Annotated in this window: 26 protein-coding genes; 11 read left to right on the top strand and 15 right to left on the bottom strand. The window is 71.6% G+C overall.

What is annotated here, in order from left to right; translation table 11 throughout:
* Positions 1 to 10 precede the first annotated feature (10 nt).
* Complete coding sequence (locus tag AB0I54_RS33410) at positions 11 to 523, top strand: hypothetical protein (RefSeq protein ID WP_363300044.1); 513 nt, start codon at positions 11 to 13, stop codon at positions 521 to 523.
* Positions 524 to 543: 20 nt separating this feature from the next.
* Here AB0I54_RS33410 and AB0I54_RS33405 read toward each other — a convergent pair whose 3' ends face one another.
* Entirely contained in the window at positions 544 to 996 is a 453-nt protein-coding gene (locus tag AB0I54_RS33405; protein WP_363299979.1) for a hypothetical protein, read from the bottom strand.
* A 135-nt stretch (positions 997 to 1,131) separates the two neighbouring features.
* Complete coding sequence (locus tag AB0I54_RS33400) at positions 1,132 to 1,722, bottom strand: TetR/AcrR family transcriptional regulator (RefSeq protein ID WP_363299978.1); 591 nt, start codon at positions 1,720 to 1,722, stop codon at positions 1,132 to 1,134.
* A gap of 108 nt (positions 1,723 to 1,830) precedes the next feature.
* On the opposite strand from AB0I54_RS33400, the gene AB0I54_RS33395 reads away from it, so the two are divergent.
* On the top strand, positions 1,831 to 3,006 hold the full coding sequence (locus AB0I54_RS33395) for an FAD-dependent monooxygenase (RefSeq protein WP_363299977.1): 1,176 nt from the start codon (positions 1,831 to 1,833) through the stop codon (positions 3,004 to 3,006).
* Positions 3,007 to 3,016: 10 nt separating this feature from the next.
* Positions 3,017 to 3,928: a Gfo/Idh/MocA family oxidoreductase gene (locus AB0I54_RS33390; protein ID WP_363299976.1), complete on the top strand. Its 912-nt coding sequence runs from the start codon at positions 3,017 to 3,019 to the stop codon at positions 3,926 to 3,928.
* On the opposite strand, the gene lnt is transcribed toward AB0I54_RS33390, so the two are convergent.
* From lnt to AB0I54_RS33345, 9 genes are all read right to left on the bottom strand, one after another.
* Positions 3,846 to 5,411 carry an apolipoprotein N-acyltransferase gene (lnt, locus tag AB0I54_RS33385; protein WP_363299975.1) on the bottom strand — a complete coding sequence of 522 codons (1,566 nt, stop codon included), beginning with the start codon at positions 5,409 to 5,411 and terminating at the stop codon, positions 3,846 to 3,848. The genes AB0I54_RS33390 and lnt overlap by 83 nt on opposite strands.
* A gap of 71 nt (positions 5,412 to 5,482) precedes the next feature.
* Positions 5,483 to 5,968, bottom strand: coding sequence for a nuclear transport factor 2 family protein (locus AB0I54_RS33380; RefSeq protein WP_363299974.1), 486 nt, complete (start codon positions 5,966 to 5,968; stop codon positions 5,483 to 5,485).
* A 64-nt stretch (positions 5,969 to 6,032) separates the two neighbouring features.
* On the bottom strand, positions 6,033 to 8,402 hold the full coding sequence (locus AB0I54_RS33375; protein WP_363299973.1) for a tetratricopeptide repeat protein: 2,370 nt from the start codon (positions 8,400 to 8,402) through the stop codon (positions 6,033 to 6,035).
* A complete protein-coding gene (locus AB0I54_RS33370) occupies positions 8,402 to 8,782 on the bottom strand; it encodes a hypothetical protein (RefSeq protein ID WP_363299972.1) in 381 nt (126 codons plus the stop codon). Before AB0I54_RS33370 ends, AB0I54_RS33375 begins: the two co-directional genes overlap by 1 nt.
* 123 nt (positions 8,783 to 8,905) lie before the next feature.
* On the bottom strand, positions 8,906 to 9,862 hold the full coding sequence (gene tgmB, locus AB0I54_RS33365) for an ATP-grasp ribosomal peptide maturase (protein ID WP_363299971.1): 957 nt from the start codon (positions 9,860 to 9,862) through the stop codon (positions 8,906 to 8,908).
* A 14-nt stretch (positions 9,863 to 9,876) separates the two neighbouring features.
* Positions 9,877 to 10,068 (bottom strand): putative ATP-grasp-modified RiPP, encoded by a 192-nt coding sequence (gene tgmA / locus AB0I54_RS33360; RefSeq protein WP_263206284.1) that lies wholly within the window; start codon positions 10,066 to 10,068, stop codon positions 9,877 to 9,879.
* A 219-nt stretch (positions 10,069 to 10,287) separates the two neighbouring features.
* Positions 10,288 to 10,818 (bottom strand): hypothetical protein, encoded by a 531-nt coding sequence (locus AB0I54_RS33355; RefSeq protein ID WP_363299970.1) that lies wholly within the window; start codon positions 10,816 to 10,818, stop codon positions 10,288 to 10,290.
* A 454-nt stretch (positions 10,819 to 11,272) separates the two neighbouring features.
* Positions 11,273 to 11,452, bottom strand: coding sequence for a hypothetical protein (locus AB0I54_RS33350; protein ID WP_361612515.1), 180 nt, complete (start codon positions 11,450 to 11,452; stop codon positions 11,273 to 11,275).
* Between the two features lie 248 nt (positions 11,453 to 11,700).
* Positions 11,701 to 12,576: an undecaprenyl-diphosphate phosphatase gene (locus tag AB0I54_RS33345; protein WP_363299969.1), complete on the bottom strand. Its 876-nt coding sequence runs from the start codon at positions 12,574 to 12,576 to the stop codon at positions 11,701 to 11,703.
* A gap of 299 nt (positions 12,577 to 12,875) precedes the next feature.
* Between AB0I54_RS33345 and AB0I54_RS33340 the strand changes: the two genes are divergently transcribed.
* Genes AB0I54_RS33340 through AB0I54_RS33330 form a run of 3 tightly spaced genes read left to right on the top strand, consistent with a single transcriptional unit; the run spans position 12,876 to position 15,696 of the window.
* Complete coding sequence (locus tag AB0I54_RS33340) at positions 12,876 to 14,024, top strand: Gfo/Idh/MocA family oxidoreductase (RefSeq protein ID WP_363299968.1); 1,149 nt, start codon at positions 12,876 to 12,878, stop codon at positions 14,022 to 14,024.
* Positions 14,021 to 14,950: a PmoA family protein gene (locus tag AB0I54_RS33335; RefSeq protein ID WP_363299967.1), complete on the top strand. Its 930-nt coding sequence runs from the start codon at positions 14,021 to 14,023 to the stop codon at positions 14,948 to 14,950. The genes AB0I54_RS33340 and AB0I54_RS33335 overlap by 4 nt, the downstream gene beginning before the upstream one ends.
* Entirely contained in the window at positions 14,944 to 15,696 is a 753-nt protein-coding gene (locus AB0I54_RS33330; RefSeq protein WP_363299966.1) for a cupin, read from the top strand. Before AB0I54_RS33335 ends, AB0I54_RS33330 begins: the two co-directional genes overlap by 7 nt.
* A 15-nt stretch (positions 15,697 to 15,711) precedes the next feature.
* On the opposite strand, the gene AB0I54_RS33325 is transcribed toward AB0I54_RS33330, so the two are convergent.
* Complete coding sequence (locus AB0I54_RS33325) at positions 15,712 to 16,182, bottom strand: helix-turn-helix domain-containing protein (RefSeq protein ID WP_363299965.1); 471 nt, start codon at positions 16,180 to 16,182, stop codon at positions 15,712 to 15,714.
* 130 nt (positions 16,183 to 16,312) lie between these two features.
* Here AB0I54_RS33325 and AB0I54_RS33320 point away from each other — a divergent pair, with 130 nt between their 5' ends.
* Entirely contained in the window at positions 16,313 to 17,482 is a 1,170-nt protein-coding gene (locus AB0I54_RS33320; protein ID WP_363299964.1) for a thiolase family protein, read from the top strand.
* 54 nt (positions 17,483 to 17,536) lie between these two features.
* Here AB0I54_RS33320 and AB0I54_RS33315 read toward each other — a convergent pair whose 3' ends face one another.
* A complete protein-coding gene (locus tag AB0I54_RS33315; RefSeq protein WP_363299963.1) occupies positions 17,537 to 18,340 on the bottom strand; it encodes a VTT domain-containing protein in 804 nt (267 codons plus the stop codon).
* Between the two features lie 49 nt (positions 18,341 to 18,389).
* Between AB0I54_RS33315 and AB0I54_RS33310 the strand changes: the two genes are divergently transcribed.
* From AB0I54_RS33310 to AB0I54_RS33300, 3 genes are all read left to right on the top strand, one after another.
* Positions 18,390 to 19,112: a DNA alkylation repair protein gene (locus AB0I54_RS33310; RefSeq protein WP_363299962.1), complete on the top strand. Its 723-nt coding sequence runs from the start codon at positions 18,390 to 18,392 to the stop codon at positions 19,110 to 19,112.
* A 285-nt stretch (positions 19,113 to 19,397) separates the two neighbouring features.
* Positions 19,398 to 20,567, top strand: coding sequence for an elongation factor Tu (tuf, locus tag AB0I54_RS33305; protein WP_363299961.1), 1,170 nt, complete (start codon positions 19,398 to 19,400; stop codon positions 20,565 to 20,567).
* 40 nt (positions 20,568 to 20,607) lie between these two features.
* Entirely contained in the window at positions 20,608 to 21,453 is an 846-nt protein-coding gene (locus AB0I54_RS33300; RefSeq protein WP_363299960.1) for a fused MFS/spermidine synthase, read from the top strand.
* Between the two features lie 79 nt (positions 21,454 to 21,532).
* On the opposite strand, the gene AB0I54_RS33295 is transcribed toward AB0I54_RS33300, so the two are convergent.
* Both AB0I54_RS33295 and AB0I54_RS33290 read right to left on the bottom strand, forming a co-directional pair.
* Positions 21,533 to 22,543, bottom strand: a complete 1,011-nt coding sequence (locus AB0I54_RS33295) for a hypothetical protein (RefSeq protein WP_363299959.1) — start codon at positions 22,541 to 22,543, stop codon at positions 21,533 to 21,535.
* 83 nt (positions 22,544 to 22,626) lie between these two features.
* A complete protein-coding gene (locus tag AB0I54_RS33290; protein ID WP_363299958.1) occupies positions 22,627 to 22,791 on the bottom strand; it encodes a hypothetical protein in 165 nt (54 codons plus the stop codon).
* Positions 22,792 to 22,880: 89 nt separating this feature from the next.
* Here AB0I54_RS33290 and AB0I54_RS33285 point away from each other — a divergent pair, with 89 nt between their 5' ends.
* Positions 22,881 to 23,318, top strand: coding sequence for a DUF4442 domain-containing protein (locus AB0I54_RS33285; RefSeq protein ID WP_363300043.1), 438 nt, complete (start codon positions 22,881 to 22,883; stop codon positions 23,316 to 23,318).
* Positions 23,319 to 23,333: the final 15 nt, after the last annotated feature.

Below are 23,333 nucleotides of genomic sequence, written 5' to 3'. Positions count from 1 at the left end.
GGAGGACTCGGTGGCGGAGCGGCAGGAGCGGACGGCGCCGGACGCCGTGCTGACCCGGATCGGGCAGGTCGTCATGCTGCATCACGGCGGGGACCGCGAGGAGGCCAGAAGCCGTCTGCTGGACTTGTGGGCGGAGGTCGGGCAGGACGGGGACCCGGTGCACCGCTGCACGCTCGCGCACTACCTGGCCGACACCCAGGACGACCCCTCGGACGAACTGGCCTGGGACCTGAGGGCGTTGTCGGCGGCGGAGGAGGTCTCGGCGGGGGCGACGGGCCCGGCGGCACTGCGCACGTTCTACCCCTGCCTGCACCTGAATCTCGCCACCGACTACATGAAGCTGGGCCGCTCCGAGGCCGCCCGCGCCTGTCTGCACCGCGCCCGCGGCGCGGCCGACGCCCTCACCGACGACAGCTACGGGGACGGCGTCAGGGCGGCGATCACCCGCCTGGAACACCGACTGGGCGAGGAGGACCCCCCGGGAGGAGACCCCTGGGGCCCACCCCGCCGACGACCGACCTAGGCCCTGCCCGCACCGCCGTCTCACTGACCGTACGTCCGGCGGCAGATCACTGCCTCGGGGCTGTCCTGCCGCCAGCCGCCGTATTGCGTCCCCAGCGAGCACACGTCGGGGGCCCTGGTGACGGACCGGGGCACGTCCGGGATGACGGTGGGGGGCTGGTGCCGGGGCACACCGTGTGGCTGGGGGGCCTGGGGCGCGGCGGAGCGGCGGGGCCCGGGCGGCTGCGGGGGAGGGGCCGGGGTGCCGGAGCGCTTCTGGCGGCGGGACGGGCCGACCATCTCCAGCGCCTCCCGGGCCGGTGCCTGGACGACCCTCGGCTTCGCGCTGCCGTCCGTCCGGGGCGCCGAGGACTGCGACGGCGCCCCCGCCGGTGGTGGCCCGGGCGTCGGCTGCCGCTGGACGGTCACACAGCCGGAGAGGGCCGAGACGGCCACGGTGACCAGGATCGCTGCGGAGGTCGTCGATCGATACACCCGCGCAACTCTGCTGCGTCGGCAGCGGCGTTGGAACAGGGTAAGGGCGGATGATCCCTCACAAGGGTGGTCTCCCGCCCCGTACGAGGGGCATGGGAGGACGCGAGCTGACGTCGCCCCCCGAGGGTGCCGGTTTCAGCGGCCCAGCATGCCCGTCAGCAGCTCCCGCAGCCCCGCCCGCACCTCGTCCAGTTCCGGCACCTCCGCGTTGAACGTCCCGGCCACGCAGGAGAACATCAACCCTTCCGCCCACGCGACCAGCGACAGCACATGCCGGGCCGGGTCGGGCGAGCCCACGGCGGTGAGCAGGACGGTCAGCTGCTCGCGGAAGACGGCGCCCGTCGCGTCGTAGAAGGCACGCAGCTCGGGGCGGCGGGTGGCCTCCAGGGCCAGTTCGTAGCGGGCGACGAGCAACGCGCGGTTCCGGGTCAGCGAACGGTGCACCGCCAGGGCCAGCCCCTCGGCCAGCGCGTCGAGTCCGCCGCGCGCGTCCGGCATCTCGCTCACCGCCAGCACCCGCGCCTCCCGCTCGGCGTGCCGCCGTACGGCGAGCTCCAGCAGCGCCTGCCGGGTGCGCGCCAGATTGGACGTCGAGCCCTGCGGCAGCCCGGCCGCCTCGTCGACCGCCCGGTGCGTCAGCCCGCGCATACCGCGCTCGGCGAGCAGGGCCAGGGCGGTGTCGGCGATCAGATCGGCACGGGAGGCGCTCGGGGTGCGTACGGACATGGGACGACCCTACCCGCGCAACTACGCCTGTAGTACAGTCGAGGAGTCGCCCAACTACATCTGTAGTGCGCCGGGTCCGCCGCGGCGCGCCCGGCATCAGGAGGAGCCATGGCACAGTCGTCACGCGCCGTCGTCATCGGCGGCGGGATCGGGGGCCTGACCGCGGCCGCGGCCCTGCACCGCCGGGACTGGCAGGTCACCGTCCTGGAGCGGGCCCGCTCCCTGGAGCCGGTCGGCGCGGCCATCTCGCTGGCCCCCAACGCCCTGCGCGCCCTGGACGTCATCGGCATCGGCGACGAGATCCGCGACCTCGCCGCCTGGCAGGGCGACGGCGGACTGCGCACCCCGCGCGGCCGCTGGCTCGCGCGCACCAGCGCCGACGCCGCCGCGGCGCGCTTCGGCGGCCCCCTGGTCCTGCTGCACCGGGCCACCCTCGTCCACAGCCTCGCCGCGCAACTCCCGCCCGGCACCGTCCACACGACCGCGGCCGCCACCGTCACCGACCCCGGAGACACCGACCGGCCCGCCCGGGTCACCACCGCCGACGGCGAACTGGAGGCCGACCTGGTGGTCGCCGCCGACGGCATCAACTCCGCCGCGCGCGGCGTGCTCTTCCCCGGGCATCCCGGTCCGGTCTACGCCGGGTTCACCACCTGGCGGGTCGTGATCCCGGTCCCCGGCGCCGAGTTCGCCTCGCACGAGACCTGGGGCCGGGGCCGGATCTGGGGCACACACCCCCTCAAGGACGGCCGGGTGTACGCGTACGCCGCCGCCATGACCCCCGCCGGGCAACACGCGCCGGACGACGAGCGGGCCGAACTCGCCCGCCGGTTCGGCGACTGGCACGACCCGATCCCCGCCGTCATCGCGGCCGCCCGCCCCGAGGACGTGCTGCGCCACGACGTCCACCACCTCGCCGACCCGCTGCCCGCCTTCAACCGCGGCCGGGTGGCCCTGCTCGGCGACGCCGCGCACGCCATGCCGCCGACCCTCGGACAGGGCGGCAACCAGGCCGTCGAGGACGCCGTCGTCCTCGCCCACCACGCCGGCGCCCTGCCCGCCTACACGGCCGCCCGGCTGCCCCGCACGACGGCGATCGCCCGCCGGGCCGTCAAGGTCGCCCGGCTCGACATGACCGGCAACTGCGCCGTCATCGCCGTACGCAACACCGTGCTCGCCGCACTGTCGCTCGCCGGACCGGCGCTCTTCCTGCGCGGCTTCGACGACATCGCCGGCTGGCGGCCGCCGTATGCTTCCGGGAGGGCACCGGTAGGCAACCGCTAGGGGAGAGCACGTGAAGGTCGGCTGCATCGGACTCGGCGACATCGCGCAGAAGGCGTACCTGCCGGTGCTCGGCATGCGGCCCGGCATCGAACTGCACCTGCAGACCCGCACGCCCGAGACCCTCGCCCGGGTCGCCGACGGCCTCCACCTCCCCGCAGGCCGACGGCACACGACTTTGGACGCGCTGCTCGCCCAGGACCTCGATGCCGCCTTCGTGCACGCGCCCACCCCCGCGCACCCCGAGATCGTCACCCGGCTGCTGGAGGCGGGCGTACCGACCTACGTCGACAAGCCGCTCGCCTACGAACTCGCCGACTCCGAGCGCCTGGTGAAGCTCGCCGAGGAGCGCGACGTCTCCCTCGCCGTCGGCTTCAACCGGCGCTACGCCCCCGGGTACGCCCAGTGCGCCGACCACCCGCGCGAGCTGATCCTGATGCAGAAGAACCGCATCGGGCTGCCGGAGAAGCCCCGCACGATGATCCTCGACGACTTCATCCACGTCGTGGACACGCTGCGCTTCCTGGTGCCGGGCGCGGTCGACGACGTGACCGTGCGCGCCCGCCTGGAGGACGGGCTGCTCCACCACGTCGTGCTCCAGCTCGCCGGGGACGGCTTCACCGCGCTCGGCGTGATGAACCGGCTCAGCGGCTCGGCCGAGGAGATCCTGGAGGTCTCCGGACAGGACACCAAGCGCCAGGTGGTCAACCTCGCCGAGGTGATCGACCACAAGGGGCAGCCGACGCTGCGGCGGCGCGGGGACTGGGTGCCCGTCGCCCGGCAGCGCGGCATCGAGCAGGCGGTGCTCGCGTTCCTCGACGCCGTGCGCGCCGGCAAGGTCCTCAGTGCCCGTGACGCACTGGCGACTCACGAACTGTGCGAGCGGGTCGTACATGCGGTCCAGGAGCGCTCCGGCGCAGCCTGACCGCCCGTACGCCCTCGGTCACGCCGAGGGCGGCCAGCGCGAGCAGGGCGCCCTTCACCGGCCAGTCGCCGTAGCGGACGTACGGAGTGATGCCATGGGCCAGGGGCACTTCGTACACCTGGGCGGTGCTCGCCTCGGTGCCGAGCCACGGGCCCAGACGCTGTCCGCCGGGACCGTAGACGGCCGAGACGCCGGTCAGCGTCGAGTGCACCATGGGACGGCCGGTCTCGGCGGCGCGCAGCGCGGCCAGTGAGGCATGCTGCTCGGGGGCCCAGCTCTGCTGGAACGTCGACGTCGCGGACTGGCCGAGCAGCACGTCGGCGCCGTCCTGCGCGAGGTGCCGGCTCATGTCCGGGAACGCGGTCTCGAAGCACACCATCGGGCCGATGCGCAGCCCGTGCCCCACGTCCATCACCACCTGCTCGGTGCCGCGCCGGCGGTCCTCGCCCGCCGCCTTGCCTACCGAGGTGGCCCAGCCCAGCACCGAGCGGGCCGGTATGTACTCACCGAACGGGACGAGCCGCATCTTGTCGTACCGGGCGCCGGTCGGGCCGTCCGGGCCGATCGGGACCGAACTCTTGTATATGCCGGGCCGGTCGGAGCGGCGGGCGTCCACGTTGACCAGGATGTCCGCGCCGGTCTGCCGGGACAGGGCCGCGACCCGTTTCGCCAGGTCCGGCCGGTCGCCCAGATCGAAGCCGATGCTGCTCTCGCCCCAGACGATCAGGTCGAGGCGCTGCCCGACGAGCCCCCGGGTGAGCTGCTCCTCGCGGTCGAAGCGCTGGTCGGCGCCGTTGATCACACCGGGCTGTACGAGGGCGATCCTGACCCGTCCGTCGACGTCCGGGCGGGGCGACCACACCCAGGCCGCCGAGGTCGCGGCGGCCGTGGCGACCAGCGAGGCGAGGGCGGGTATCCGGACCGCGCGTATCGCCACCAGCATGGTGACCGCGACATTGACGGCCACCACCAGGAAGCTGAGCAGCCACACCCCGCCCACCGAGGCGAGCCGCAGCGCCGGCTCCACCTGCCACTGGCTGGAGCCGAGCAGGCCCCAGGGACCGCCTAGCCCCTGCCAGGACCGGACCAGCTCCACCGCCAGCCAGCCGGACGGCAGCACCACCAGGGCGGCCGCGCCCCGGCCCGGCGAGGGCACCCCGCCCAGGAACCGGCGCACCAGCCAGCCCCAGGGCGCCCAGAGCGCGCCCAGCAGCCCCGCGATCAGGAAGAGGAAGACATTCAGGCTGGGCAGCAGCCAGTGGTGCACCGCCACCATGAACCCGAGCCCGCCCAGCCAGCCGTCGTACGCCGCCCGCTTCCCGGTCGGGGCCGAGCGGGCGAGCAGGATCCAGGGGACCAGCGCGACGTACGCGAACCACCACAGCGCGGGCGCCGGGAAGGCGAACACGGGCAGGGCTCCGGCGAGGACGACGGCGACGGAGCGACGCCAGGGGGAGGCGAGCCAGCGATCGATCGTCTTCATACGTCGCCTCCTACCCGGCCGCTCCTTCCAGTGTGGCCGCCGGGGAGCCCTCCCGGACAGAGGGCCTCGGCTCAGCCGGTCACGGGAGCCGGACGCGGGTCGGGCAGACGGCGCCACTTCTCCTGGACGACGACCTCGCGCAGCCGCCAGCCCTCGGCGGTCCGCAGCAGCCCGAAGGAGTACCGGCCGCCGCACACGAAGTCCGGCGCCGTGGTTCCGCCGTCGCCGCCCGCGAACCGCATCGGATTGACGTAGTCGGCCTGCACCCGCGCGGTGTCCCCGGTGTCCTGCTCCAGGACCCCGAACCGTATCCGGCGGTTGACGATGAGATGCTGCCGCATCGAGAACAGCCCCAGACTCTCGGCCAGCCACCCGGCGACCCGGCCGGCGTCCCCCTCGATCCCGCCGGCGGAACGGTAGTCCGCCCGCCCGTCCCTCGTGAAAAGTGTCCGGTACGCCGCCCAGTCACCGTCGTCCACGGCCACCGCGTACTCGGTGACCACGCCGTCCACGGCCAGCCGGTCCATCACGGTCGCGAGCTCCACGCGCTGCGTCATCGGCACAGTGTTGGGCACGGGACGGGTGGAGCCAAGAGGCGCGCGGGGACAACTTCCACTCCGCCTACTGCGAGCCACGAGCCTGGTAGGCGCGCTTGAGTTGATTGCGTCGGGCGAGCGCGTTCGGGTGGTCGGGTCCGAGCACGCGCTCGGTATCGGCGAGTGTGGATTCGAACAGGGCGATCGCGCGCTTCAGTTCCCCGGCGTGCTGGTAGGCGGTCGCGAGGTTGTGGCGAATGGTGAGGGTGCTGGGGTGGTCGGGCCCGAGAACCCGCTCCGAACCGGCGAGCGTGGACTCGAAGAGGGGGATCGCGCGCTTCAGGTCGCAGGTGCGCTCGTAGGCGTTCGCGAGGTTGTTGCGGCGCATGAGGGTGTCGGGGTGGTCGGGTCCCAGAACGCGCTCGGTATCGGCGATCGTGGACTCGAACAGGGCGATCGCGCGCTCTGGATCACCTGCGTGCTGGTAGGCCGCCGCGAGGTTGCTGCGGCAGGTGAGGGTGTCCGGGTGGTCGGGTCCGAAATCGCGCTCGGCATCGACGAGAGCGGTTTCGAGCAGAGGAGTGGCGCGCTCCAGATCACCAGCGTTCTTGTAGGCGAGCGCGAGGTTGTTGCGGCGCAGCAGGTTGGTGGGGTGCGCGGGGCCGAAGATGCGCTCGTTGTCGGCGAGAGCAGACTCGAACAGGGGGATCGCGCGCTTCAGGTCGCCGGCGTCCTGGTAGGCGCTGGCGAGGTTGTTCCGGCTGGCCAGTGTGTCGGGGTGGTCAGGGCCGAAGACGCGTTCGGTGTCCGCGAGATTGGACTCCAGCAACTCGACGGCACGCTTGAAGTCCCCGGCCGCGCGGAGGGCGTTCGCGAGGCTGTTGCGACTGCTCAAAGTGGCGGGATGCCTCTTTCCCAGCAGACGTTCGTGAATGTGGGCCGCTCGGATTCCAGCGGCTGTTCCCGGAGCCACGGCGCCCCGCCGCGCATAGAACGTCGAGACCTTTCTCAGGAGTCGGGCAGTGGTGAGTGATTCGGACTGCGGCGGGGTGTGATCGGTGTGAGCGGACACATGAGGCAACAGTGTGTGCCATGTCGGCCAGGTCTCGGGATCGTGCGAATCCGTGGGGAGCAGATGCGCCAAGGTGTTCGCCGCGATCTGCTGTGCGCGGGCGATGTCCTTTGCCCGGCGGTACGGATCCTCGGGGTCGGGCGTCCGAGCGAAGGCCTGTACGAGGCGGTGCACCGTGATGATGCCGTCCTGCTGGCTGATCATGCTGTAGGCGGCCAGTTTGCCGATCGCCGTGTTCAGCGCCAGCGGGTCGGCCGTCCTTTCCACGTAGGTGCGGGCGAGCTGGTGAAGCCGGACACGCACCGCACCGGCGTTGTCCGCCTGCTGAGAACGCAGCTTTGCGAGCCTTGGCCGAAGAGAGGACGGGTAGGCAAGGTCGTCGAGGAGGTTGCGCGGGATGCCGTCGGGCGCGTACCAGGCCAGCACCCGCAGAACCTCCCCTGCCAAGGGCAGGTCTCTGAGGCGGTCGAGTGTGATGCTCCAGATCCGGGCGACCGTGCGCTCCGCGTCCCCGCCTTCCGCGGTGGTGGCGAACATCTCGGCCGGTCTGCTGGTCAGCAGGTCCAGGTAGGCGCGGGGCGAATCCCCGGTCTCGGCGCAGTACGCGGCTGCCTGTTCCACGGCCAGCGGCAGATGGCCCACTGCCGCACAGACCTCGGCCGCACCGTCGCTGTCCCGCTCCCCGCCGTGGTTCAGGACGCGGGTGAACAGCTCGACCGCTTCCCCTTCGTCCAGGACGTCCAGGGACACCGTGGAGGACAGGTGGTGCCAACCGGTAGCGCGGCGGCTGGTGATGAGGAAGCGTCCACCGTGACCGGCCCGGTCGATGACCGGACGGACGTGCTCGGGGTCGTTGACATTGTCCAGCACGATCAACCAGCCCCGATGGGCGGCAAGCCACGACAGTGCCCACTCCCGTAGCTCGTCGGCTCCGGTCTCCGCGCTCCTGAACGTGGGTTGGAGAAAGACCGCGAAGTCCGCCAGCCCGGAATCCAGGGAGTCGGCCGACTCGGCCGTGATCCACCACTGCGGGGAGGTGCGCGACCGTGTCCTGGCCCAGTGGGCGGCCAGCGTGGACTTGCCGACTCCGCCCAGGCCGTGGAGCGCCTGCACGACCACCTCTCCGGACGTGGCGAACGCGGAGTCCAGCGCGGCCAGTTGACGCTCACGGCCGACGAAGCCGTGCGGGCGCGGCACGTTGCCGCAGTCGCGGGGTGCCTTCACCTTCGACGGGCTCTTCAGCGCTCCCGCGGGCAACACCGTGGTGTGCGTATGGATGGACGTGGCGTTCTTGATGTCACGTCCCGCCACGATCGAACCCCGGTCGGCAGACAGGCCCGAGGCCTCACGACCGGCCTTTGCGCGGGGCTTGCGGCGGCTCATCACGAACCCCGCCGTGCCTCGGAGTCGTCGACGTCACCACGAGCCGCGATCGACCCCTGGTCGGCCGACGGTCCTCCGCCCGGCGGCGCGGTCCATGAACCGGACGGAGCACCACCCGAACCGGTGTCGACGGCCCTCGAACCGCGCACGCTGCCGCCCGATGCGATCGACCCCCCACGCGCAACCGGCGCCGGCCCGTTCGCGGGCCTCTGCTGCAGATGGCCGATGACGGCCAGCATGAACCCGGCCACCGTGAAGAACAGACTCAACACGCTGCTCCACTGATCCGCCCGATCCAGCCCCACCAGGGCGAAGAACGCAATCAGAGCAGCCAGACCGACAGCTGCCCCCACCCAGCGCAATACCTTCCAGACCGTCATACGGGCATCATTCCGAAGCGCCCGTGCCCCCAAGCCCCTTTTCGGGCAACTGACGTGCACCAGAACAGATGCACCTCGTGCGCGGACCCTGTGCTCCGGGCCGCGCACGAGGTGCGTGACGCGTCACCAGTGGAGCTCCGGTACGCGGTCGGCGACCGTGCACTGTGACAGCCACAGGGCGACCGCCTCCGACACCGGCTGTCCCGTCTCCAGCTCGATGAAGCCGAACTGGCCGCCCTGGTTGCACTCCAGGAACCACCAGATGCCGTCCTCGTCCTCGGCGAAGTCGAAGGCGGCGTACGCCAGTCCGCCGAGGGCGAGGTACTCGCGCACGGACCGGCCGATGCGTTCGGGTACGGGGACCGCCTCCCAGGCGTGCCCGGTGTCGCCGTAGCGCCCGTCGACCTGGTCCGGCTCGGCCGTCTTTCGTGCCGCGAACAGCCGAGAGCCGACACAGGTCAGACGGATGTCGGCGCGCTTGGGGATGTAACGCTGCAGCAGCGCGGGGCCGGCCGCGACGGCCGAGAAGTCGGCGTCGGGCCCGATCAGGGTGGTGGGCAGGGCCATGCCGGGGTCTCCGGGCGGCGGCCCCGAGGCGGACTTCACCACCACGTGCCGGTGCTCCTCCGCGAACTGCCGTGCCAGCCGCGGGGCCGTGGTGAAGACGGTCGGCGGTACGGCGAAGTCACTGAGCTGAGCGATCTTCAACTGCCAGGGCTTCAGGCGGGCCCGGTCGGCGTTGCGCGGATGGTTCATCCACCGGGTGGAGGCGGAGAAGAGCATCCCGAACAGCGCCTGACGGGCTTCGGCGGTCAGCCACGGCGAGGGGTGCGTCGCGTGCGCCGCCGGTTCGCCGGGCCTGCGCACCCATACGGAGCGCAGGCCTTCCATGCTGAGTACGTGTCCGTTCACGGACAGGTGACCGTCGAAGTCGCCGTGGGCGTAGTGGGCGGACAACACGACCTTGTCCGGCAGGTCCGCAGGGTCCAGCCGCACGAAAGGGGTCCCCTTCTCGTGCAGCTTGGCCACCACCATGTCGGCGGTCACGTCCTCCTCGGACGTAAGGATCAATACGGTCATTCGGTTACGAAGCGTCAGTCGTCGAAGTGGGTCTGGGAACCGGCGGTGGACGTGGTCGTGCCGACAGCCAGCAGCAGGTCCGGGTCACTGACGGCGGGGCGGCCGTCGGGAAGCACGTTCAACTGACGGGTCTCGTCGAAGTGGTACGGCGTCACCACGGTCGGAAACGCCTTGGGCAGGGCGTAGTTGAGGGTGAATGGTCGCACTCGGAACCTCCACGGGTGCAAAGGGGTTGTACGCAGCACTTACGCGCCCTTGCGTAAGGAACTGCCTCTTTCGGTCACATCGTGGCGAAGGTCATCACATTCACACCAAATGCTTCGCATTGTCTGCACCAACAGCATCACTGTGCACACCTTCCCCACAAGTCACACATCGGATGGAGCATCAGATCTGTCACTGCGGCACGAACGGTGACCGTGTCCTCACTCCGGGAGGATCTTCGTGGCGCCCGTCGGTGGCTGCCAGAACGGGCGCAGGGGTACGGGGCGAAGTCCTTCGGTGGGCCGCTCGACCTGTTGCGCGGTGAGCCGGTTGCGGAATGCGAGGTAGTCGGCGCCCATGGCGGCCTCGTAGAGCGAGAACTGGAGGAGGAAGCCGCTGAGCGGTTCCTGCTCGGCGATGGGAGGCTCGTCGTACTCGCGGAGCCACACCGTTGGATCGGCCTCGGGGCCGTCAAGCGTCCACAGCAGCGACCAGGAGAACCCTCCCTGGTTCTCCTCACCGAAGACAAGCATCTCCCCGTTGGGATCGGTCGGACGCTCGGAGGCGGGGAGGATGTGGTTCTGCACCCCCAGGGAACGAGGGCGCTGCCGTGCCGGCCGGTGGAAGTGCCGCAGCCCGTCCGGCAGGTCAAGGGCGGGCGACGGCGGTTGTGCCGGCGTGGGCGCGTCGGACACGGCCGGGTACCAGCCGGTGATGAACCGTTCGAGCACAGCCGCCCGGTCGCCGTTCACATCGCCGAGCCACTCCAGACCCGGAAGATCCGGCTGAGGAGGAGGCGGGCGGACCCAGTCCAGGTCGGCCCTGGCCTTCCGGGACTCTGACCATGAGATGAACCGGCAGCTCCGCCCCGTCCGTGCCCCGTGCCCGGGGCCCGCCCACAAGTCGCTCTCCGACCGGCGCCGGCGCATCGCCGAGAGGACGGACCTCGTCGGCGTTCCATACGCCCCTCCTGTCGAGCGTGTCCCCTGCCTCGACGATGATCACCGTCCCGGCGTCGCCGATGACGACCGTGGCGCAGCCGAAGGTGAAGCTCTCGGTGGCTGCCGTGCCACCGGAGAGCGCATGTGCCTGCATGTCGCTCATGAGCGACAGGGGAGCTGCCGCCGGAGAGTGATCAACCATGTGCGTATCCATAGCCGGGCGGGAGATCGCCGCCGCCACCGCCCCGCTGATGTCGCCGAAGGCTCAGGCCGCCTCGATGATCTCGTCGCGGATCGCCTCGGCCCACTCGACCACCAACAGCTCGTACTCCGCGCGGTCCTGGGCCGACAGGTATCCGCCCGCACGCAGCCACAGCGCCCGGATCTGCTCGTTCACCTCTGCAGCAGAGCGCACGGAACCACGGGTCACGGAATCGGGGGACACGCGGACAAGCCTAGGGGCAAGTACTGACACTGCGCTACCGGACCGCTACTCAGACCGTATGCGGTTGGTCACGGCCGCGACGGCGAAGGCGCGCGCGATCCACGGCTTTTGCGTGACCGCACGCCATGGCGCGGTGAGGGCCGTACGGCGCCGCGGGCACCTTCGCCCTTGCCACGCCCGGGCGCGACGCCCCCAAAGTCCCGCGACCCGCCGGTCTTTGGAGGTTGGCCGAGATGAATCCGCTTCGGCTAGCCCGCGGACTCCGCCGCATCCGGGCTGAGCGCCCCCGTCGTCACCAGCGCGATGATGACGATGCCCAAAGCGATCCGGTACCAGACGAACGGCATGAAGCTCTTCGACGAGATGAACTTCATGAACCACGCGATGACCGCATAGCCGGACGCGAACGCGATCACCGTCGCGAAGAGCGTCGGCCCCCACGACACGTGCCCGCTTCCCGCGGCGTCCTTCAGCTCGAACACCCCGGAGGCGAGCACCGCCGGAATGGCGAGCAGGAACGAATAGCGGGCCGCCGCCTCGCGCTTGTAGCCCATGAACAGGCCGCCGCTGATCGTGGCGCCGGAGCGGGAGACGCCCGGGATGAGGGCGCAGGCCTGGCAGAGGCCGAAGATCAGGCCGTCCTTGGCGCGGAGGTTCTCCAGGGTCTTGCGCTGCTTGGGCGCCCGGTGCCGGCCGCCCGTCTCGTCGCGCGCGGCCAGCCGGTCGGCGATGCCGATGACGACGCCGACCACGATCAGCATGGTCGCCGTGATCCGCAGATCGCGGAACGGCCCCTCGATCTGGTCCTTCAGCGTCACGCCCAGCACACCGATGGGGATGGACCCGACGATCACCAGCCAGCCCATCTGGGCGTCGTGGTCCTGGCGCGTCGCCTTGTCGAACAGCGAGCGGAACCAGGCCGAGACGATCCGCCCGATGTCCTTGCGGAAGTAGATCAGCACCGCGGCCTCCGTACCGATCTGGGTGATCGCCGTGAAGGCCGCACCCGGATCCTTCCAGCCCGAGAAGGCCGCGGTCAGCCGCAGATGCGCGCTGGAGGAGACGGGGAGGAACTCGGTCAGCCCCTGGACGAGTCCGAGGACGAGCGATTCAAACCAAGACATGGAGTTAGGGCGTCCCAGCGCTGATCGGGAAAAGTCCGGTGAAGGTGATCATCATTCAAGTCTGATCATGTGTGCCGAAGGCAGCGTAGCGCCCCGGGGCGACGGCCCGGACACAGGGGGTTTGGGCAGCCCTTTGCCGACCGCTTACCGACTTGGGGTGTTGACCGTCCACCGGGCCGCCGCTTACTTTGCAGCGTGAGAAAGCGCTTGCTGCACGGCTTGCCGCACCGCGTGCCGTATCGCTTGCCACCCCGCTCGCCATACGTGCCCGCCGTCCCGGAGGAGTGCTGATCACGCCCATGCCCCGCTCCACAGCCCCGCTCACCGGCAGGCGCATCAGGGCCGCCGTCATCGGCACCGGCGCCATAGGACGCGGTTCCCATCTGCCGGCGCTCGCCCGGCTCGCCGAGGAGGGCGAGACGGAGGTCGTGGCCGCCGTCGACATCGACGCGGGCGCGGCCGGGGCCTTCTGCGCGGAGGCAGGCATCCCGCACGCCTACACCGACCTGGACCGCATGCTCCAGGAGCAGCGGCCCGACCTGGTCACCATCTGCACGCCGCCGACGCTGCACCGCGAGCAGACCGTGGCCGCACTGCGCGCCGGGGCCTGGGTGTGGTGCGAGAAACCGCCAGTCCCGACGCTGGCCGACTTCGACGCCGTCGAGGCGGAGGAGGGCGCGGTCGGCGGCCCGTACGCGGCGATCGTCTTCCAGCACCGCTTCGGCTCCGGCTCCCGGCACGTACGCCGGCTGCTCGCCGAGGGGGCGCTGGGGCGGCCGCTCGTGGCGCACTGCCAGACCACCTGGTACCGGGACAGCGCGTACTACGCCGTGCCCTGGCGCGGCCGCTGGCACACCGAGGGCGGCGGCCCGGCCATGGGGCACGGCATCCATCAGATGGACCTCCTGCTCGATCTGCTCGGCCCGTGGAGCGAGGTGCGGGCCATGGCCGGGCGGCTGGTCCACGATGTGGAGGCGGAGGACGTCTCGACCGCCCTGGTCCGCTTCGCGAGCGGCGCCCTCGCGACCGTCGTGAACAGCGTCCTGAGCCCCGACGAGGTCAGCCGCATCCGCATCGACTGCGAGCGCGCCACCGTGGAGCTGACCCACCTGTACGGCCACAGCAACGGCAACTGGCGCATCACCCCGGCCCCGGACGTGCCCGGCGAGCAGGTGGCGGCCTGGCGGGACTTCGGTCCGGACGTGCCCAGTTCGCATCTGGCCCAGCTGCGCGAGCTGGTCGCGAGCATGCGCGCCGGGCAGCGGCCGCGCAGCAGCGGCCCGGACGGGCGCACCAGCCTGGAGCTGATCACCGCGCTCTACAAGTCGGCGTTCACCGACACGACCGTACGCGCGGGGGAGATCGGACCGGGGGATCCGTACTACACCGCCCTGCACGGCGGTGCCCCCGGCTGGGCGCCGGCCGGGCGCGAGGAGGTGTCCGCGTGAGCGGCGAGCTGCGCGTCGTCCACGCCCACGGCGACCGGATCACGGTGACCGAACCCGTCACCGGCGTCGAGCTGCTCGCCTATGTCTACCGGCCGGAGGCGGCCTGGGAGGCGCCGAAGCCGTACCTCCACCCGATGCGCACCCTGGCGGGCGGCGTCGTCACCGACTACCGGCCCAACGACCACCGCTGGCACAAGGGCCTGTCGCTGACCGCCTCGCATCTGTCCGGGGCCAATCTGTGGGGCGGCAACTCGTATGTACACGGGCAGGGATATCTCGAACTCCCGGAGCGGGTCGGCTCGATGAGGCATGTCGGCTTCGACGAGGTGGCCTCGCACGGCGGGCGGTTCGTCATCGCCGAGCGGCTGACCTGGCACCCGTACGACGGCACTCTGTGGGCGGACGAGGAGCGCCGGATCGAGGTGCACGACGTCGACCCCGGGGCCGGATCATGGGCACTGACCTGGACCAGCGCGGTGACCAACCGCAGGGACGAGCCGCTGCGGTTCGGCAGCCCGACCACCGCCGGGCGTGAGATGGCCGGCTACACGGGCCTGTTCTGGCGCGGTCCGCGAGCCTTCCGGGGCGGGCGGATCATCGGTCCGGACGGCGAGGGGCCGGGGCTGATGGGTACCCGGTCGCCCTGGCTCGCCCTCACCGGCGAACACGACGGCGCCGACGGCCACGCGACCCTCGTCTTCGCGCACGCCCCCGAGAACGACCACTCCGGCGCGGGCGGCGCCCACCCCGCCCACTGGTTCGTGCGCAACGACCCCTTCGCCGGGGTCGCACCCTCCTGGGCGTTCTTCGACGAACTGGAACTCGCCCCCGGCGCCACGCTCCGGCGGCGCTACCGGGTCGTCGTCGCGGACGGCGCCTGGGAGCGGGCGGACATCGCCAAGTACCTGGACGCCCATCCGTGGTGAGCGGAGGGGAGTTCACGGGTCTGCCGGGCGGCGTCGCGGTCTCGCGCCTGTGCGTCTACGACTGGCCCGCACCCGACGGCACCCGGGGCGGAACTCCCCATCTGCACCTGGCCTGTTCGGAGGCGTACGTCGTCACCGCCGGGCGGGGCGCCGTACAGACGCTCACCACGTCCGGGTACGAGGTTACGCCCCTGGAGCCCGGCACGGTGGCCTGGTTCACGCCGGGCACCATCCATCGGCTCGTCAACATGGACGATCTGCGCATCACCGTCCTCATGCAGAACAGCGGGCTGCCCGAGGCGGGCGACGCGGTGCTCACGCTGCCCCCGAAGTATCTGGCCGACCCGCGGACGTACGCCGCCGCCACCACGATCCCGGCGGACGCGCCGGAGGCCGAACGGGCGCGGGCCGCCCGTGCCCGGCGCGACCTCGCACTGCAGGGCTACCGGGCGCTGCGCGAGGCCTCCGGCCCCGAGGCGCTGGCCGCCTTCCACCGGGCCGCCGCCGCGCTCGTACGGCCCCGGCTCGCCGAGTGGCGCGAGCGCTGGCGGCGCGGCGCCGAGGCCGCGGCGGCGGCCACGGGGGAGCAGCTCGACCGCCTCGGACGGGGCGATGTCTCCCATCTGGCCGAGGCCGTCGTACGGGCCGAACGGCCTTCGTCCCACGGGAAGTTCGGGATGTGCGGGCGGCTCGACGTGTATGGGTTCGACGCGTATGGGCTCGACGTGCAGGGGCAGGGGTCGTAGGGCCGCCCACACCGCCTACGCCGCCGACGGTCCCCTGAGCGTCCAGCCCGGGGCCTGCGGATGGGCCGTGAGGTCCTCGTGGCGCACGGGGTCGCCGCAGGCCGAGCAGGTGACGACCGCGACGAGCTCGTTGCCGCAGATGTGCTCGATCACCATGGGGCGGTCGTCGTCCCCGCGGAGATGGCGGTCGCCCCATGCCATGAGGGTCATGAGGACCGGCTCCAGCTCCAGGCCCGCCTGTGTGGGCCGGTACTCGAAGCGCGGCGGGCGCTCGCTGTAGGCGCGCTTGGTGAGGATGCCCGCGTCGACGAGCCGGCGCAGCCGGGTGGCCAGGACGTCGCGCGGGGCCCCGATGTTGCGGACCAGCTGGTCGAAGCGGCCGTTGCCCAGGCACACCTCCCGCAGCACGAGCAGGGAGTACTTCTCGCCCACGAGCGCGAGGGCGTCGGCGATGGAGCAGGGGCGCGGGTCTTTCATGGCGGCCATGACGCCCAGTCTAGGTGAGGGTTTGATTTTCCAACTCGGCGAGCTATGGTGAGTTCGGATTTCCTACTCACTAGTAATCGCGCCGGTAATCACACCGGTCGTCGCCCCGGCGGCCAAGGAGGCCCGCACCATGCGTGACGCAGTCATCGTCGAAGCCGTACGCACCCCCATAGGCAAGGGCAAGCCGAACGGCTCCCTGGCCCACGTCCACCCCGTGGAGCTCCTCGCCCACACCCTGCGCACCCTCGTCGAGCGCTCCGGCGTCGACCCGGCCCTGATCGACGACGTCATCGGCGGCACCGTCGACCAGGTCGGCGAGCAGGCCATGAACACCACCCGCTACGCCGTCCTCTCGGCGGGCTTCCCCGAATCGGTCCCGGCGACCACCGTGGATCGCCAGTGCGGCTCCTCCCAGCAGGCCGTCCACTTCGCCGCCCAGGGCGTGATCTCCGGCGCCTACGACCTCGTCGTCGCCTGTGGCGTCGAGTCGATGAGCCGTGTGCCGATGTGGTCGAACGTGCCGCCCGGCAAGGACCCCTTCGGTCCCGGAGTCGCCGAGCGCTACCCCGAGGGGCTCCTCCCGCAGGGCATCAGCGCCGAGCTGATCGCGGCCAAGTGGTCCCTCACGCGCGAGCGGATGGACGCCTTCGCCGTCTCCTCGCACCACAAGGCGGCCGCCGCCTGGGACGCGGGCCTGTTCGACGCCGAGGTCGCCCCCCTGCAGGGTGTCGCCCGCGACGAGTGCGTACGGCCCGGCAGCACCCCCGAGATCCTCGGCGGTCTCAAGCCCGCCTACCACGACCCCGCGTTCGCCGAGCGCTTCCCGCAGATCGAGTGGAACGTCACCGCGGGCAACGCCAGCCCCGTCAACGACGGCGCGTCCGCCGTGCTGATCACCTCCAGCGAGACCGCGGCCCGCCTCGGCCTGCGCCCGATCGCCCGCCTGCACAGCTTCGCCGTCACCGGCTCCGACCCGCTGCTGATGCTCACCGGCGTCATCCCGGCGACCGAGAAGGTGCTCCGCAGGGCGCACCTCACCCTCGACGACATCGACCTGTTCGAGGTCAACGAGGCCTTCTCCAGCGTGGTCCTGGCCTGGCAGCAGGAGACCGGCGCCGACCTCGCCAAGGTCAACGTGCACGGCGGCGCGATCGCCATCGGCCACCCCCTGGGTGCCAGCGGCACCCGCCTGACCACGACCCTCGTCCACGCGATGCGCGAGCGCGGCGCCCGCTACGCCCTGCAGACGATGTGCGAGGCGGGCGGACTCGCCAACGCGATGATCCTGGAAGCCGCGTAACGGCATGTAACGGCGCGTCAGGACGCTTCAGGTGCTTCAGGTGCTTCAGGCGCTTCAGGGTGCGCGCAGGTGGTGGCGCTTGCGCCAGGCCACCACCGCGCCCACCAGGGCCGGTACGGCGATGCACGCCATCGCGAGCAGGAAGGCCGGGGACGTCGGCGCCGAGGCACGGGCCCCGGCGACGGCGTACGCGGCGGTGTTCGGCACCGAACCGAGCGCCGTCGCGAACAGGAACGGTAGCCAGCCCATGCGGGAGACGGCGGCGCAGTAGTTCGCCGCCCAGAACGGCACGCCGGGGAACAGCCGCGCCGCCATCATCGAACGGAAGCCGTGCCGGCTGAGCTGGCCGTCGGCGGCCTTCAGCCAGCGGCCGCGCAACAGCGGACGCAGCGCGTCCTGGCCGAGCACCCGGCCCAGGCCGAAGGCGACCCCGGCGCCGAGCACCGTACCGGCCAGTGCCGTGCCGAGCCCCAGCTGCGAGCCGAACAGGGCACCCGCTGCCAGGTTCAGCAGCGGCCGGGGCACGAACGCCACCGTGCACAGCCCGTACGCCGCCGCGAAGACCACCGTCGCCGCGGCGCCGCCGAGCTGGGGCGGCCATCCGTGGGTGATCAGTCTCTGTGGCTCGAACAGCAGCATGGTCGCGGCGGCGGCCGCGAGCAGCGCCACGAGAAGGGACAGCCGCGACCAGGGCGAGAGCAGCACGCGCGTGCACCGCGCGACGAAACCCGCGCGCGTGAGCGGCGAAACCGTGACGGCCGTGGGGACGGCGACGGCTGTGGGGACAGCGACGGCGAGCTCCGTGGCGGCGGCCCGGGGAGAGGCCGTGGCGGTGCCAGAGCGGTTGGCATCGAGCATCCGGTGACACTAACCGACGCATGTGTCTGATCGCCGTATGGTTCGTCTCATGACCGTCACAGGTGCCCGCCCGGCGGACGTGCCGCCCAGCGATCTCGCCGACACCGTGCTGGAGCGGGTCACCGCCGTCTACGCCGCCGCGGCCGACCCGGAGCGGGCCGCGGCCATGCGGGCCTACATGAAGGACGTGACCCCCTTCCTGGGCATCCCCACCCCGGCTCGCCGCGCGCTGTCCCGCACCGTCCTCGCGGGCACCCCGCGCCCCGACGAGGCCGACTGCACGGCGATCGCCCTGCGCTGCTGGGCGCTGCCGCAGCGGGAGTACCACTACTTCGCCGCCGACTATCTGCGCCGCCACGCCGGGCGCTGCTCGTCGGCCTTCCTGCCGGTGGCCCGGCACCTCGTCACCACCGTCCCCTGGTGGGACACGGTCGACCTGCTCGCCGCCCATGTCGTCGGCGCGCTCGTCGCCGCCGACCCGCCTCTGGCCGCCGACATGGACCGGTGGATCGCGGACAAGGACCTGTGGGTCGCCCGCACCGCCCTCCTCCACCAGTTGCGCTACAAGGAGCACACCGACGCCGACCGTCTGTTCTCCTACTGCCTGCTCCAGTCCGGGCACACCGACTTCTTCATCCGCAAGGCGATCGGCTGGTGCCTGCGCGAGTACGCCAAGACCGACCCGGAGGCCGTACGGTCCTTCCTCGCCCGTGAGCGGGGGAGGTTCGCGCCGCTGACGGTCCGGGAGGCGCTGAAGAACATCGGCGGCTGAAGCGGCCCGACGGCCGGACCCGCCCGACGGCCGGACCCGCCCCGGGAAAACCATTCGACGCGGGACAGGGCGTCGGCGATGATCGTCTCCATGTTCCGGTACGCCTTCGTTCTCGCAGCATCCGCGGTCGCGGATGCTCCGAAGGCTGCCGTCCCGATCTTCCTGGCCGCTGTCGACGGCGCCCGAAGCTGACCCTCTCCGGATCGTCCGGCGGACCCCGCAGGGGGGAGGGTCGGCCAGTTGCCTGGGGTCCCATCACCACTTACGAGGCTTCGAGGTAGAGCCATGCCCAAGACGGCATACGTGCGCACCAAGCCGCACCTGAACATCGGCACGATGGGCCACGTCGACCACGGCAAGACCACCCTGACCGCGGCCATCACCAAGGTGCTGGCCGAGCGCGGCACCGGCACATTCGTGCCGTTCGACCGCATCGACCGCGCTCCGGAGGAGGCCGCCCGCGGCATCACCATCAACATCGCGCACGTCGAGTACGAGACCGACACCCGGCACTACGCGCACGTGGACATGCCGGGCCACGCCGACTACGTCAAGAACATGGTCACCGGCGCCGCGCAGCTCGACGGGGCGATCCTCGTCGTCTCCGCGCTCGACGGGATCATGCCGCAGACCGCCGAACACGTCCTGCTCGCCCGGCAGGTGGGCGTCGACCACATCGTGGTGGCGCTGAACAAGGCCGACGCCGGCGACGAGGAGCTCACCGACCTGGTCGAGCTGGAGGTACGGGAGCTGCTCACCGCACAGGGCTACGGCGGCGACTCCGTACCCGTCGTACGGGTCTCCGGGCTGAAGGCCCTGGAAGGGGACCCGCGCTGGACGGCGTCGATCGAGGCGCTGCTCGACGCCGTGGACACCTATGTGCCCATGCCCGAGCGGTATCTGGACGCGCCGTTCCTGCTACCGGTGGAGAACGTGCTCACCATCACCGGGCGGGGCACGGTCGTGACGGGCGCGGTCGAGCGCGGCACGGTCCGGGTCGGTGACCGCGTCGAGGTGCTCGGCGCGGACATCGACACCGTCGTGACCGGCCTCGAGACCTTCGGCAAGCCGATGGCGGAGGCCCAGGCCGGGGACAACGTGGCGCTGCTGCTGCGGGGCGTCCCCCGGGACGCGGTCCGCCGTGGGCACGTGGTGGCCGCGCCGGGCAGTGTGGTGCCCAGCCGGCGCTTCTCGGCGCGGGTGTATGTGCTGTCGGGGCGCGAGGGCGGTCGTACGACGCCGGTGTCGAGCGGTTACCGGCCGCAGTTCTACATCCGTACGGCGGACGTGGTCGGGGACGTCGACCTCGGTGAGGTCGCGGTGGCCCGGCCCGGGGACACGGTGACCATGACCGTGGAGCTGGGGCGGGACGTACCGCTGGAGGCGGGGCTCGGGTTCGCCATCCGCGAGGGCGGGCGGACGGTCGGGGCCGGGACGGTGACGTCCCTGGGCTGACCGGCGCGCGGGAGGATCTCGCACCGGCACAATGGGGGACGTGAGCGAGCCGATACCCGTCACCCGTGCCACCGATCACGGCACCGCCAAGCTGATGCCCGACGTCGACCGTGAGCGGGCCTGGTTGCTCACGGTCGACGGGGCGCCGCAGTCGTACGTGGACCTGGACGCGCCGACGCATCTGGAGTTCGAGTACGCGCGGCGGCTCGGGTATGTGCTGGACACCGTGAGGGAACCGGGGCGGCCGCTGGACGTCGTGCACCTGGGCGGGGGAGCGCTCACCCTGCCCAGGTACCTCGCGGCGACCCGGCCGGGCTCCCGGCAGGACGTCGTGGAGGCCGACCGAGGGCTGCTGGAGCTGGTGGCGGAGCATCTGCCGTTGCCGGAGGGTGCCGGGATCGCCGTGCACCCCGCCGATGCCCGCGCCTGGCTGGAGTCTGCCCCGGACCACTCGGCCGACGTGCTGATCGCCGACGTCTTCGGCGGCTCCCGGGTCCCCGCCCATCTCACCTCGCTCGCCTACGCCTGCGAGGCCGAGCGGGTCCTACGGGCCGACGGCGTCTATCTGGCCAACCTCGCCGACGCAGCGCCGTTCGCCTTCCTCCGCTCCCAACTCGCCACGTTCGCCGCCGTGTTCGCGGAGCTGGCGCTGATCGCCGAGCCGGGTGTGCTGCGCGGCCGCCGGTTCGGCAACGCGGTGCTCGTCGCCTCGCACCACCCGGTCGACACGGCCGCCCTGGCCCGCCGCACGGCCTCCGACGCCTTCCCTGCCCGGGTCGAACACGGCCCCGCGCTGCGCGAGTTCATCGGCGGCGCCCGCCCGGTACGTGACGAGGACGCCGTACCGTCACCCGAGCCCCCCGACGGCGCGTTCGGCATCGGCTGAGCCGTTCGCGGTCGTCCGCGGCGGAGCCGCCCGGTACGCGTGCCAGAACTGGTGAGGCACCGGGCGACCAGCCCCGCGGTCAGCTCTGGGTGGGGTCCCCGTGCAGCCGTACCGTGCTGAGGATCTTCATGATGGTCGCCGTGTCGACCTCCTCCTTCACGCCCTTGGCGCCGTAGAAGTTGAACGACACGATGTCTCCGGCCGAGTTCTCGAAGCCGAAGGTGAGCGACTTGCCGTCGGTGGCGCACTTGCCCTTGCGCGGGGCGTTCGTCGAACGCGCCCAGGCGTAGGCGCCCTTGACGCCCGACTTGGTCGTGAAGTCCGTGGCCTTCTTGTCGTAGGTGATGCTCTTCTTGTCCGGCTGTGTGTAGCCGCCGTACACCCACCAGGGCACTTCGCGGATCGCAGCGTCGCCGGCGCTCTTGGCGCCGCTCTCGCCCTTGGTGCCCACCGCGGCCAGCGCCGTGTCGTCCGACCTGCCGTCCTTGTCGTCGTCGGACGTGCACCACTTGGACTTGTACTCGGCCGGTGCCGACATCGTGATGAGGGGCTTGCCGTCGCTCGACTTGCGGTCCTCGAAGCCGATCGAGGTGCCCGGGCTGAGAACCTGCCAGTCCGCCGGCACGTCGAAGGCCGTGCCCCACTTCGGGTTGACGACGACCTTCCAGCCCGCGACGAGCGGCTTCTCGGTCTCGTCGCCCCGTGGGTTGTCGTTCGAGTCCGTCGAGGTGGCGGTGGGCTCCGGGCTCGGCGACTGGCTGGTCTTCTTGCCCGAACCGCCGTCCGCCTTGTCGTCCTTGTTCCCGCCGAGGACGAGGAATCCGGTCACACCGGCCGCGACGACCACGGCCACCGCCGCGACGACCGCTATCAGTTTGGTCCGGTTTCCGCCGCCACCGCCCTGCGGCGGCTGGGGCCCGCCCACCGGCCCCGGGGCGCCCCACTGCGGCTGCTGCCCATAGGGGTTCGGCTGCTGATACTGCTGGTAGCCGGGCTGCTGATACGGATTCGGCTGCTGGTAACCCGGCTGCTGATACGGGTTGTTCTGCGGGTTCTGCTCGCCCCCGGGCGGCTGCTGTCCTGGCCACATGGGCAGTTACCCTAACGGCGCCAGGGACACGATTCGGTCACCGCCCCTTGTCAGGGACGTACCGAATCAACGACCACACCGAATCACCACACGTGCCGCCTGATCACCTTGTCGCCGGAGCCGGCGTCGTCCGTGACGTAGGTGATCCAGTCCTTCGAGCGCCGGCCACCGCCGTCCGGCCCGGGCGGCGTCACGGTGGGCGGTGCGGGCCACTGGGCGGGCTGCTGTCCCAGGTACCCCCTGGCCACATGGGCCGTAACGATACAGCGATCATCGGACCGGCTCTGGTCAGGCACTGCTACTCGTGAGTAACATGGCGGGCATGAGCACAGACCAGATGTCGATCGGCGAATTGCTCGCCGCCACGGTTCCGATGGTGCGGACGCTGAACCTGGAGTACCTGGAGACCACTCCGGAGCGGGCCGTGCTGTCCCTGCCGGACCAGGGCGAGTACCGCAATCACGTGGGCGGGCCGCACGCCGGGGCGATGTTCACCCTCGGTGAGTCCGCCAGTGGTGCGATCGTCCTCGCCGCCTTCGGCGACCAGCTGGCGCGTGCCGTGCCGCTTCCGGTCACCGCCGAGATCGCGTTCAAGAAGATCGCCCTCGGGCCGGTCAAGGCCACCGCGACCCTCGGCCGCCCCATCGCCGACGTCGTCGCCGAGCTCGACGAGGGCAAGCGGCCCGAGTTCCCGGTGGCCGTCGCCATCCAGCGCGAGGACGGCGCCGTCACCGGTGAGATGACGGTCATCTGGACGCTCCGCCCCAACGGCTGACGTCCGCCTCGCGGA

Origin of the sequence: Streptomyces sp. NPDC050625, from assembly GCF_040654755.1 — a bacterium.
Classification (GTDB): domain Bacteria; phylum Actinomycetota; class Actinomycetes; order Streptomycetales; family Streptomycetaceae; genus Streptomyces.
This window is presented reverse-complemented; position numbering and strand designations above follow the sequence as displayed.